The 11634-nt window shown below is 73.0% G+C and carries 9 protein-coding genes; 3 read left to right on the forward strand and 6 right to left on the reverse strand.

Translation table 11 applies throughout. The features are described 5' to 3' along the window. Positions 1-14: 14 nt before the first annotated feature. Together EIW28_RS16690 and EIW28_RS16695 are read right to left on the reverse strand one after the other, a co-directional pair. Positions 15-1616 carry a phytoene desaturase family protein gene (locus tag EIW28_RS16690; protein ID WP_125248821.1) on the reverse strand — a complete coding sequence of 534 codons (1602 nt, stop codon included), beginning with the start codon at positions 1614-1616 and terminating at the stop codon, positions 15-17. Between the two features lie 70 nt (positions 1617-1686). Continuing rightward, positions 1687-4467 carry a hypothetical protein gene (locus EIW28_RS16695; RefSeq protein WP_125248822.1) on the reverse strand — a complete coding sequence of 927 codons (2781 nt, stop codon included), beginning with the start codon at positions 4465-4467 and terminating at the stop codon, positions 1687-1689. A gap of 372 nt (positions 4468-4839) precedes the next feature. Here EIW28_RS16695 and EIW28_RS25450 point away from each other — a divergent pair, with 372 nt between their 5' ends. Next, a complete protein-coding gene (locus EIW28_RS25450) occupies positions 4840-4962 on the forward strand; it encodes a hypothetical protein (protein WP_269462608.1) in 123 nt (40 codons plus the stop codon). Positions 4963-4974: 12 nt separating this feature from the next. Here EIW28_RS25450 and EIW28_RS16700 read toward each other — a convergent pair whose 3' ends face one another. Further along, the gene (locus EIW28_RS16700) at positions 4975-5379 is read right to left on the reverse strand and encodes a MerR family transcriptional regulator (protein WP_125248823.1); all 405 of its coding nucleotides are present in this window, start codon (positions 5377-5379) and stop codon (positions 4975-4977) included. Positions 5380-5535: 156 nt separating this feature from the next. On the opposite strand from EIW28_RS16700, the gene EIW28_RS16705 reads away from it, so the two are divergent. Next, positions 5536-6756, forward strand: a complete 1221-nt coding sequence (locus EIW28_RS16705; RefSeq protein WP_197717326.1) for an MFS transporter — start codon at positions 5536-5538, stop codon at positions 6754-6756. Between the two features lie 6 nt (positions 6757-6762). Here the strand turns inward: EIW28_RS16705 and EIW28_RS16710 are convergent, their stop codons facing one another. Beyond that, entirely contained in the window at positions 6763-7755 is a 993-nt protein-coding gene (locus tag EIW28_RS16710) for an aminoglycoside phosphotransferase family protein (RefSeq protein ID WP_158630434.1), read from the reverse strand. 340 nt (positions 7756-8095) lie between these two features. On the opposite strand from EIW28_RS16710, the gene katG reads away from it, so the two are divergent. After that, the gene (gene katG, locus EIW28_RS16715) at positions 8096-10321 is read left to right on the forward strand and encodes a catalase/peroxidase HPI (RefSeq protein WP_125248826.1); all 2226 of its coding nucleotides are present in this window, start codon (positions 8096-8098) and stop codon (positions 10319-10321) included. A gap of 52 nt (positions 10322-10373) precedes the next feature. On the opposite strand, the gene EIW28_RS16720 is transcribed toward katG, so the two are convergent. Beyond that, entirely contained in the window at positions 10374-11021 is a 648-nt protein-coding gene (locus EIW28_RS16720) for a maleylpyruvate isomerase family mycothiol-dependent enzyme (RefSeq protein ID WP_232014011.1), read from the reverse strand. A gap of 68 nt (positions 11022-11089) precedes the next feature. Further along, positions 11090-11608, reverse strand: a complete 519-nt coding sequence (locus EIW28_RS16725) for a GNAT family N-acetyltransferase (RefSeq protein ID WP_125248828.1) — start codon at positions 11606-11608, stop codon at positions 11090-11092. Positions 11609-11634 lie beyond the last annotated feature (26 nt).

The following is an 11634-nucleotide window of genomic DNA, read 5'->3' on the forward strand; positions in this document are numbered from 1 at the left end:
CACCGCCTCCGGGTTCAGTGGGTCTCGTAGAGCCAGTGGTGGGCGCGGTCGACGGCGGCGCGGTACCAGGCGCCGGCGAGGCCGCTGCGGGCCAAAGCGGCCCGGGCCGCGTTCGCGCCGGGCGCGCCGTGGACGGCGCCGCCGGGGTGGGCGGAGGCGCCCGCGAGATAGAGCCGGTCCAGGACGGTGTCGGCGCGGCCGAGGCCGGGGACGGGCCGGAACACGAGCTGCTGGTGGATCGCGGCGGTCCCGGCGTTGATGGCCCCCTGGTCGAGGCTGCGGTCGAGGGCCTCGAGGTCGCGGGGCCCGGAGAGGGCGCGGGCGCGGATGCGGTCGCGGAACCCGGGCGCGTGCGCCTCGATCTCGGCCTCGATGCGGTCGGCGCGGCGCATGGTCTCGTCGCGGCTCCAGCCCAGGCCGCGCGGCAGGCGCGTGTAGGCCCAGAGGGTCTCGGTGCCGTCCGGGGAGCGGGTCGGGTCGGTGGTGGTCATCTGCCCGGCGAGGAGGAAGTACCGCTCGGGGTCGCGCCCGGCGGCGAGGTCGGCGCCGTGCGCGGACAGGCCGGCGAGGTCGGCGCCGAGGTGGACGGTGCCGGCGCCGGACACGCCGGGCGCGGTCCACGGGACGGGCGCGTCGAGGGCCCAGTCGATCTTGAGGGTGGCGGGGTCCCATTCGAACGCGGCGAGGTCGGCGGCGAGGCGGCGCGGCAGGTGCTCGAGGCCGATGAGGTCGCGGTACAGGTGCGGGGCGGCGACGTCCGCGAGGACGGCGCGGCGCGCGCGAATGGGGGCGCCGTCGGCGTCGCGCACGCCGACGGCGGTGCCGCGCGCGTGGAGGACGCGCCCGGCGGGCCGGTCGCAGTCGATGCGGCCGCCGCGGGCGCCCAGGCGGGCGGCGAGCGCGGCGGTGAGGCGCCCGGCGCCGCCTTCGGGGACGGGGAAGCCGACGTCCTGGCCGACCATGGACAGGAGCCAGCCGAACAGGGCGCTGGCGGCCTGGTCGGGGCCGAGGCCGCTGTGGGCGGCGTTGCCGGCGACGAGGAGCCGGGCGCCTTCGCCGGCGAAGCGCTCCTCGGTGAGGCGGCGGGCGGTCATGGCGGCGGTGCGCGCGAAGCGGAGGGCGTCGCCGGGGCCGAGGGCGCGCAGGAGGCGGGCGGCGGGGCGCACGGGCGGGAAGGGCCGCAGGAGGGCGTCGATGAGCGGGTCGCGGATGCGGCGCCAGAACGCGAACTCGGCGCGCCAGGCGTCGCCGTCGCCGGGCGCGAACGCGTCGACGGAGGCGGCGGTGCGCTCGAGATCCTGGGAGAGGACGGCGGCGCGGCCGTCGGGGAGGACGTGGGCGAGCACGTCGGGGGCGCGGCGCCAGCGCACGCCGTACGCGTCGAGGCCGAGTCCGGCGATGACGGGCGAGACCGCGCCGAGGGGGTAAAAAGCACTGCACCGGTCGGCGAGGAAGCCGGGCGCGGCGAGTTCGGCGGTGCGCACGGCGCCGCCGGGTTCGGCCTCGGCTTCGAGCACGAGGACCTCCCAGCCGGCGTCGGCCAGGAGGTTGGCGGCGACGAGCCCGTTCGGTCCCGCGCCGATGACGACCGCGTCGACGGTCTCGGTGTCGGCCATGCCGGCGGCACCTCCCCTCGGCTCCCGGATACCCGGGCGGGCCGCGAAGATGCGCCGCCGGCGCGGCGGGCTAGCTCAGCGTGAAGCTGATGAAGCGGGGCTTGTAGATGCTCGGGTCGGTGTAGTGCGAGCCCTCCTCGGTCATGCGGCTGTCGAAGGTGTTGACGTTGTAGGACATGACGAACCGGTTGCCGGAGCTGAGCGTCGCGTGGATGTGGGGGTTGTAGGCGAAGATCCGCTCGTCGTAGTACGGGACGCCGAACATGCCGGTCTCGGGCATCTGATAGACGAGGCTCTGGTTGGTGAAGGGCCCGGCCGGCGAGCACGAGGTGTACGCGTACACCTTGTTGCTGAAGCCGACCGTGGAGTCCTGGCTGACCAGGAGGTACTGGCCGTTCCACTTCGTCACCGAGTACTCGTTGGCGATGCCGTTGAGGCCGATGCCGGTGTCGGACTCGTATGCGGTCCAGCCGTGCTCGGTCCAGAACTGCCACTTCTCGGTCGCGCCGAGGTCGGTGCCGTGCACGCGGGCGATCCGCTGCTTCTTGTTCGTGGGGGCGTCGGCGAGCCCGTAGATGTAGGTGTAGCCGTCGCCGGACTGGCTGGCGGGGAGGAGGGCGGAGCCCCAGGCGCCGGCCTGCGAGGGCAGGGCCTCGACGCGGATCGGGTCGGTCAGGTCGGAGAGCGCGAAGGTGGCGACGACGTTCTGGTCGAAGCGCCAGTCCCAGTCGCCGGTGCCGAACCGCAGGTACTCCTGGAAGACGACCTGGAGGTAGTCGGTGCCGTTCTGGCGGGAGATCATGCCGTCGCCGAGCCAGTACCAGTGGTTGGCCTCGGGCGGGGGCATGATCGCCTCCGGGGCGGCGGTGGTGCCGCCCTGGATCGTGGTGAGGCTGCTGCCCTCCTGTCTCACGAAGGTGCTGTTGATGAGCGGCGCGGTGACCGGTCGGGTGCCGTCGTCGTTGAGGGGGCCGAGGAACGTGTCGGAGAACAGCCACAGCAGGTCCCCGTCGGGCAGGCGCACCGAGTAGGTCGAGTCGCCGCCGGTCCAGCCGTTCGGGGTGGACTCGGCGTAGTCGAGGAACAGCTGCTCGGGGGCGACGCCGTCGTCCTGAAGGGTGCTCACGTTCAGGTTCGAGAGGTTGCACGAGGGATGGTCGAGCGGGACGAGGGCCCGGACGCGGAAGCGGTACTCGCGGCCGTCGCCGTCGGCCTCCACGGAGTTCGTCTGGAGGTCGGTGCGGGTGGCGATGAGGGTGACGACCATCGGGTAGGCGTAGTCGGCGACGGTGATGACGTTGCTCGCGTCGGGGTAGACGGCGCGGGCGGCGGTCGGGTACTCCGCGAGCGTGCCCGGACTGCCCTGCGGGGACCAGACCATGGCCACGTACTCGAGGTCGTCGCGGTCCTCGGTGGCGATGGTGAGCTTCGACCGGTAGCCGTCGGTCGGGTCGCCGGAGTGCTGGACGGCCGAGAAGTCGAAGTAGGCGGAGCCGCCCGGTTCGATCATCGCGGTATAGGTCTCCTGGGTGCCCATGGGGACGGCGCGGGTGGTGCGGTAGGGGCGGTACTCGCCGAGCAGGTGGTCGTCGGTGCGGGAGTCGCCCATGAGGAAGTCGCGCCACAGGTCGCGCTCCTCGTCGGCGTACCCGTACCCGGCCATGGGGTTCGGCGGGGCGCCGCCCTGCTCGGCCGCGAGCCGGTAGTTCGCGACGGAGAAGCCGAGGAGGGTCGAGGGGATGTCGAGCCCGTACCCGGTGAGGACGGCCTTGATGGCGGTGATCGGCGTCGAGTCGTGGTCGCGGATGTGCTCCCAGGTCTTGCGGACCGCCGAGACGCTTTCGGTCTGCTCGTTGAGGTAGAACGCGAGCGGGAAGGTGCTGTACTGGCGCGAGCTGCCGAGTGCTTCGGCGGCGTTCAGGGCGCGGCCGGGGTCGCCGAGGAAGTCGGGGATCGCGTGCGCGTACATCATCGCGGCGGTGGGGTTGCGCGGGTCGTACGGCTGGAGCCGGTAGGACATGAGCGTGGCCCATTCGGCGGTCGACTCCATCCACCAGTTCATGGTCTTGAAGTCGGTGCCGCCCATCCAGTCGCGCACCCACGCCCAGTTGATCTCGCCGGTGTCGTCCCAGTACTGGTACTGGACGATGTGGAAGAACTCGTGCCGGGGCAGGTAGTCGTAGTTGTCCGAGTCGTTCAGGCCCGGGTCGGAGGGGAGGACGATCATCGGCTGGTCGTTGGCGCCGAACGGGAGCGTGAACGCGCTGCCGTGGAACCAGCCCTCCTGGACCTCGTTGAGCCCCACGACGACCGCCCACGGGCCGCTGCCGGGGTCGACCTCGTAGCCCATGTCGCGGTAGGCGTCCTGGGCTTCGGCGATCGCGTTGATCATGTCGACCACGGCGGTGGGGCGGCCGTTGGCGCCGGCGTCGGCGGGGACGCCGCGGGTATCGCCCGGACTGTCCTTGACGTCGTAGAGGAACACGAAGTCCCCGGCGAACGCCTGGCACTCGTAGTCGTGGAAGTTGTAGGTGTAGGAGGAGGCGCAGTCGTCGACGGCCGCGGTGGCGGCGTCCTCGATCGCGAACGGCTCGGCGCCGAGGGCCTCGGCGGTGATCTCCTGGCGGACGGGGCTGCGCTCGGCGGCGAGGGCCGAGCCCCAGGTGTCGCCGGAGGCGGGCCCGAACGCGGCGTCGCCGTCGTCGGTGAACGCGTCGAACGCCTCCTGGTCGAACGGCTGGGGTTCGGAGACGCCCTGCTGCGGCAGGTCCGCCGTGTCGGTCTCGGCGTGGGAAGTGGACTCAGGGGCCGGTTCCGGTGGGGCGGCCTGGGTGGGCTGGATGACCAGCATGCTGACGAATACCGCTGCGGCGCAAGCGATCGGAAGTCTTCTCAAGACTGTCCTCCGTCCCGATGGTATCGATACCAATGAGTATGGCAGCGATCGGCGCATCAGGATAGAGCGCAGTGGAGGGAAATCCGGCCCGCGGGAAGCGGGACGGAGCCGCGCGGGCGGCGTTGCGGCGCAAGCGGTCAGGGACCGGGAGCACCGCTGGATCAGGGAGCGGGGTGGTTGAGAAGACGGCGCCGTTCTCGAAGCAGGTCGTCCAGGAGGGCGGCGACGCCGGCGGCGAGCACCCACCCGGACGGTTCGCGGTCGTGCAGGGCCGCAAGGGCTTCGCGGAGCCAACGGCTGCGCGGTCCAGCCGCGCTCGGCGGCGGCGTGCTGGGCGAGGAGGACGGCGAGCGCCGCGAGGAGGACCGCGCCGAGGACGGCGGACCGGTCGTCGCCGGCCTCGATCTCGGCGAGGGCGGAGGCGGGGTCGTTAGGAGGCAGCGTCGTTAGGGAGCAGCGTCGTTAGGAAGCAGGGTCCCACAGGCCGCGGGCGGTGCCGGCGTTCACGTGGGCCTCGTACACGACGACCTTGCCGTGGATGACCTCCAGGCAGGCGCGGAGCTCCGCGATCTTGGCGAGGACGGCGGCCTCGTGGTCCTGGAGGAGCTTGAGCCGCTCGGCCTCGTTCCCCGGCCCGGCCGCCACGAGCGACGCGAACTCGCGGATGCCCGCGATCGGCATCCCGGAGTCGCGCAGCCGGTTCATGAGCGTCAGCCACTCGACGTCGGCGCGGTCGAAGACCCGCCGCCCGCCGCTGGAGCGCGGGATGGGCCGCAGGAACAGGCCCTCACGCTCGAAGAACCGGAGCGCGTGCACGCTCAGCCCGGTCGCCTCGGCGACCTCCCCGATCGAGTACCGCTCCTCCATGCGGGCCATCCTAGCCTGACCTCGGGTTCCGCTCATATTTAGCGATCAACCGCCGTTCACCTGTCGAAATGGTTTGTCGAACGGGCCGATCGGATGCAAGCTGGTCCCCGGTGCCCGCGCCGGGCACCCGTGCGCCCACCGTTCGATTGGACCGACGTGACCGATTCCTCCCTGCGCGAGCGCCCTCCCCGCACCGACCCCGTGCTGGCGCGCTGGCGCAACGCCGTGTTCACGATCTTCGCGCTCTCGGGGTTCGTGTTCGCGAACTGGGCGGCGCGGGTGCCGAACATCCGCGACATCCTCGGGGCCTCGACCCAGGAGATGGGCGTCCTCATCCTCGGGCTCTCCGGCGGCGCGATCCTCGGGCTCGTGGCCTCCAGCCACGTGATCACGCACCTCGGCGTCAACCGGGCCATCGTGTGGTTCCTCGCGACCGCGGCCGTGGGCCTCATCGGGGCCGGGCTCATCGCCGGGTACACGCCGAGCTTCTGGCTGCTGTTCCTGGCGCTCATGGTCTCGGGCGCGGGCAACGCGGTGCTCGACGTGGCGATGAACGTCGCCGGAGCGGCCAACGAGCGGCGCATCGGCAAGACGCTCATGCCGATGTACCACGCCGGGTTCAGCGTCGGCACCATGCTCGGCGCCGGCACGGGCGCGCTCACCGAGCAGCTCGGCGTCCCCGTCGAGGCCCACCTGACGGCCGTCGGCGTCGTCGTCATCGCCCTCGACCTGTGGGTGGTCCGCTACCTCCAGCCCGCCGAGGAGCCGCACGAGGCCGAGCCCGGGACGCCAGCGGGCTGGCGCACCCGCCTCTCGGCGTGGACCGACCCGCGCATCCTCCTCATCGGACTCATCATCCTCGGGATGGCGTTCACCGAGGGCTCGGCGAACGACTGGCTGGGCCTGGCGATGGTCGACGGCTACGGCCTCACCAACCCCGGCGGCGCCGCGGTCTTCGCCGTGTTCGTCACCGCGATGACGGCCGGCCGCCTCTTCGGCGGCGCCGCCCTCGACCGCTTCGGCCGCGTCCCGGTCCTCGCCGGCTCGGCGCTCCTGGCGTTCGCCGGGCTCCTGCTGGTCATCATCGGCCCGACGGCCCCGGTCGCGATCGCCGGCTCGGTCCTGTGGGGCATCGGAGCGTCCCTCGGCTTCCCCGTGGGCATGTCCGCCGCCGCCGACGATCCGCGCAAGGCCACCGCCAACGTCGCCGCGGTGGCGACGATCGGGTACCTCGCGTTCCTGGTCGGCCCGCCCCTCATCGGACTCCTCGGCGAGGAGGTGGGCCTGCGCAAGGCGTTCCTGGTCGTCCTCGTCCTGGTGGCGGTGGCGGCGGTCTGCTCCCCCGCGGCCCGCAAGCCGAAGGGGCTGAGCGGATGACGCCGGTCAGCCCTTGAGCCAGGCGGCCCAGGTGGGGACGGCCTCGAGCATCGTCGTCAGGGCGGTGACCGAGGCGCGGACGTCGCGGCCGAACTGGGCCCGCTGCGCGGCGCTGCCGCCGCGGTGGCCGCAGGCCATCCACAGCTGCCAGGCGGTGGAGGCGAGGCGGCCGGTGAGGATGCCGGTGAAGGCCGACTCGTCGGCCGGACCGGGCGTGCCGCCCGCGGCCGCGTAGCCGGCGACGCACGCTTCGACGCTGGCCCGGTCGGGCTCCATGACGCCGAGTGCGGGCGCGCCCATCTCGACGGCGATGGCCACCAGCTCCCACCAGGGGACGTTCGGTCCGCCGGAGTCGAAGTCGATGAGCTTGGGGCCCTCCGGGGTGACCATGATGTTCAGGTGGCTGAAGTCGCCGTGGACGACGACTTCGGCCGGTTTCTCGGCGGCCTCGCCGAGGGCGGCGATGCGCATCGCGGCGTCCTTGAGGGCACCCGCTTGAGCGGTGTCGAGCACGCCGAGGTCGCGGGCCTGGCCGAGCCACTCGTCCCAGTCGGACTCGGGGTGGAAGCGCGAGGCGTAGTCGCCGGCGCCGGACGGGTCGGGCGCGACCGCGAGCCGTTCGAGGGCCGCGAACGTCGCGCCGGCCCATGCGGCCAGGCGCGGCGGCACGGGCGCGGGGGCGTGCCGCCCGTCGAGGAACCGCGCGGCCCTGGCGTACGCGCCGCCGCCGACCGCGACCCACAGGCCCGAGGCCGCGCCCGCGGGCACGAGCGGCTCGGCCATGTCGACCCCGGCGCGCCAGGCCGCCGCCTCCAGCCGCCCCGTCTGGGCGACGTCGGCGTGCCAGTAGTCGCCGTGCGGCACGGTCGCCTTGACGACCCAGGTGCCGGAGTCCGTGTCGAGCCGCCACACCGGGGAGTGCTCGTCGCGCTTGAGGGCTTCGGCGGGCCCGCGCAGCGCGCCGAGCCCGAGTGCGGCCGCGGCCGCTGCTGGATCCATGCCGCGCATTCAACCGCTTGCCGGATAGGGGGTCAACCGATTTGCGGCCCGGTGGCGAGGAGCCGCCGGACGAGGCGGAGGGCGGCGGTGAGCTGTTCCGCCTGATCCGGCGGACGCGCGGCTCCTCGGCCTCGGACCGGGGACCGGATGAGGGATTCCTCCCCCATCGGGGCGATCGTCCGTGAAAATGGGCGCGTGATCCGGTCCGCACGGGTCGCGGGCCGACCGGGGGCCCTGATTTAGACTCTGTCTAAACTGCGAGTAAGTTGTTGTTTAGACCTGGTGCGGGAACCGCCCTGGCAGGGGTTCGGGGCTCCCGCGAATCATGAGGAGGAGAGCCATGTCTCAGGATCACGAGGCCGTCGTCCACGACGCGGAGGCGGGGGCCGAGTCGAAGTGCCCCGTCGCGCACGGGCGCGCGCCCGTCCCGGCGCAGGGCGGCGGCAACCGCGGCTGGTGGCCGGACCGGCTCAACCTGCGGCTCCTGGCCAAGAACCCGGCCGAGGGCAACCCGATGGGCGAGGACTTCGACTACGGCGAGGCGTTCCTGTCGCTCGACCTGGCGGCCGTCAAGGCCGACATCGAGCAGGTCCTGACGACCTCGCAGGACTGGTGGCCGGCGGACTTCGGGCACTACGGCCCGCTCATGATCCGCATGGCCTGGCACTCCGCGGGCACGTACCGCATCAGCGACGGCCGCGGCGGCGCCGGCTCCGGCCAGCAGCGCTTCGCGCCGCTGAACTCCTGGCCCGACAACGGCAACCTCGACAAGGCCCGCCGCCTGCTGTGGCCGGTCAAGCAGAAGTACGGCCGGAAGCTGTCCTGGGCCGACCTCATGATCCTGGCCGGGAACGTGGCGCTGGAGTCGATGGGCTTCCGCACGTTCGGGTTCGCCGGCGGCCGCGAGGACGTGTGGGAGCCGGACGAGGACGTGTACTGGGGCCCCGAGACCACCTGGCTCGGCGACGCCCGCTACTCGGGCGACCGCGAGCTGGAGAACCCGCTCGCCGCGGTGCAGATGGGCCTGATCTACGTCAACCCCGAGGGCCCCAACGGGAACCCGGACCCGATCGCGGCGGCCCGCGACATCCGCGAGACGTTCGCGCGCATGGCGATGAACGACGAGGAGACCGTCGCGCTCATCGCCGGCGGCCACACCTTCGGCAAGACCCACGGCGCCGGCACGGCCGACCACGTCGGGGCCGAGCCCGAGGGTGCCGAGATCGAGGAGCTGGGCCTGGGCTGGAAGAGCAGCTTCGGCACCGGCAAGGGCGGCGACGCCATCACCTCCGGGCTCGAGGGCATCTGGACCACCACGCCGACCCAGTGGGACAACAGCTTCTTCGAGATCCTGTTCGGCTACGAGTGGGAGCTGTTCAAGTCCCCCGCCGGCGCGCACCAGTGGCGGCCGAAAGACGGCGGCGGCGCCGGGACCGTCCCCGACGCGCACGACCCGACCAAGCAGCACGCGCCCACGATGCTCACCACCGACCTGTCGCTGCGCTTCGACCCGGTCTACGAGCCGATCGCGCGCCGCTTCAAGGACGACCCGCAGGCCTTCGCCGACGCGTTCGCCCGCGCCTGGTTCAAGCTCACCCACCGCGACATGGGCCCGAAGGTCCGCTACCTCGGCGCCGAGGTGCCCGAGGAGGACCTGATCTGGCAGGACCCGCTCCCGGCGGCCGACTACGACCAGATCACCGACGCCGACGTGGCCGACCTCGAGGCCCGCATCCTCGACTCGGGCCTGACGGTGCAGCAGCTCGTCTCGACCGCGTGGGCGGCCTCGTCGTCGTTCCGCGGCTCCGACAAGCGCGGCGGCGCCAACGGCGCCCGCATCCGCCTCCAGCCGCAGCGCGGCTGGACGGTGAACGAGCCCGACAAGCTCGGCCTCGTCCTCGGCAAGCTCGAGGAGGTCAAGGAGGCGTTCAACTCGGCGCAGCTCGACCGCAAGCGCGTCTCCCTCGCCGACCTCATCGTCCTGGGCGGCACCGTCGCGGTCAAGAAGGCCGCGAAGGACGCCGGGTTCGACGTCGAGGTGCCGTTCGCGCCCGGCCGCGTCGACGCGACCGAGGAGCAGACCGACGCCGACTCGTTCGCGCCGCTCGAGCCGACCCACGACGGGTTCCGCAACTACCTCGGGAAGGGCCACCGCGTCCCCGCGGAGTTCCTGCTCGTGGACAAGGCGAACCTGCTCACGCTCACCGCGCCGGAGATGACCGTCCTCATCGGCGGCCTGCGCGTCCTGGGCGCGAACTTCGAGGGCGCCCCGCACGGCGTGTTCACCGACCGCCCTGGTCAGCTGACGAACGACTTCTTCCGGAACCTCCTGGCTCCGGGCGTGACCTGGAAGGCCGGCGCCGACGGGGTCTACGAGGCCCACGACGACGCCACCGGCGAGGTCAAGTGGACCGGTACCCGCGTGGACCTGCTGTTCGGCTCCAACTCCGAGCTGCGGGCCCTGGCCGAGGTGTACGGCAGCGACGACGCCGCCGAGAAGTTCGTGCAGGACTTCGCGGCCGCGTGGGTGAAGGTCGCGAACCTCGACCGGTTCGACCTGCGCTAGCGCGTGGACGACGCCGCCGGGCCCGATCGGGCCCGGCGGCCTTCTCGTCTCCTCAGCGGGACTCGCAGCGCTCGCGCAGGACCGGGACGCCCGCGCCGTCGAGCTCGTCGCAGTAGACGGCGCGCCCGGTCATCGCGCCGACGAGCGCGATCGTCGGGCCGGCGGCGAGCGGGCCCGAGCCGGCCCTGAAGGGGCCGTCGGTCGCTTCGAGGCGCAGCCCGGCGGCGCGCTTGGCCGAGGGCACCGCGAGGTTCGTGCGCTGGAAGTAGGCGGCCACCGCGGTCACGGTGGCGACGGGGTGCTCGCGGCGGATGCCGAGGGGCCGGCGGATGTCCTCGCCGTGGACGACGATATCGCCGAGCATCGCCTTGAGCGGGATGGGCCTGGTCGTGCTCGTGGCGACGCCCTCGAACGCGGCCAGGGTCTCGGCGCCGGAGCGGCCGAGGCGGCGGCGCAGCTGGACGTCGACCTGCGCGTCGAAGTCGAAGCGGCACTTGATGACCCCGAGCATCCAGCGCGGCCACGACAGGCTCGCGCCCGCCGTGAGGTGGGCGAGCAGCTCGCGGACCGAGAGCCCCTCGCACAGCGAGGGCGTGCGCCACGCCTCCTCGTCGAGTCCGGCGAGGTCGGCCGCGAGGGCCTTGCGCTCGGCGAACACGGCGTCCCACAGTGCCGCCTTCGGCAGGTTCGCTTCGGTCACCTGTCCTCCCCTCTCCGCCTGGTCAGACGACGCGGCGGGCCCGGATTCAGCGGAGTGCGACCGGCGTCTCAGCCGAACTCGGCGAACGGGGGCGCGTACGCGTACGTGCCGCGCAGTTCGGGGCGCCAGGCGGTGAGGATGCGGATCTGGAAGTACGCGCCCCATTCGGGGTGCTCGGGCGCGACGCCGTGGTCGGCGGCGGGCACGAACCCGAAGCGGGCGTAGTAGCCCGGGTCGCCCAGGAGGAGGATCGCAGGCTCGTCGCGGGCGTCGGCGGCGCCGATCGCGGCGTGCATGAGGGCCGAGCCGATGCCCGCGCCTTGGAAGGCGGGGTCGACGCCGATCGGGCCGAGCCCGAGCACCCGGGTCTCCCCGAGGGTCCCGTAGGTGGAGACGACGTGGCCGACCGGGCGGCCGTCGACCTCGGCGACCAGGGAGTGCTCGGGCGCCCAGGCGTCCGTGCCGCGCAGGGCGTCGACGAGGTCGGCCTCGCCGCCCGAGGAGTGCGGGGCGTCCTTGAAGGCGGCGGTCTGGAGGGCGTGGACGGCTTCGCGGTCTGCGGCGGTCTCGCGTCGGATGAGCGTCATCGCCCGAGTATCGCGGGCGCTCCGGC

It is taken from the genome of Glycomyces terrestris, from assembly GCF_003933745.1.
GTDB classification, from domain to species: Bacteria; Actinomycetota; Actinomycetes; order Mycobacteriales; family Micromonosporaceae; genus Glycomyces; species Glycomyces terrestris.

Coding starts and splice junctions, on each gene's coding strand:
- EIW28_RS16710 (WP_158630434.1), bottom strand. CDS start 7,755: ATGGATCCAGCAGCGGCCGCGGCCGCACTCGGGCTCGGCGCGCTGCGC.
- EIW28_RS16695 (WP_125248822.1), bottom strand. CDS start 4,467: ATGCTGGTCATCCAGCCCACCCAGGCCGCCCCACCGGAACCGGCCCCT.
- EIW28_RS16690 (WP_125248821.1), bottom strand. CDS start 1,616: ATGGCCGACACCGAGACCGTCGACGCGGTCGTCATCGGCGCGGGACCG.
- katG (WP_125248826.1), top strand. CDS start 8,096: ATGTCTCAGGATCACGAGGCCGTCGTCCACGACGCGGAGGCGGGGGCC.
- EIW28_RS16700 (WP_125248823.1), bottom strand. CDS start 5,379: ATGGAGGAGCGGTACTCGATCGGGGAGGTCGCCGAGGCGACCGGGCTG.
- EIW28_RS16725 (WP_125248828.1), bottom strand. CDS start 11,608: ATGACGCTCATCCGACGCGAGACCGCCGCAGACCGCGAAGCCGTCCAC.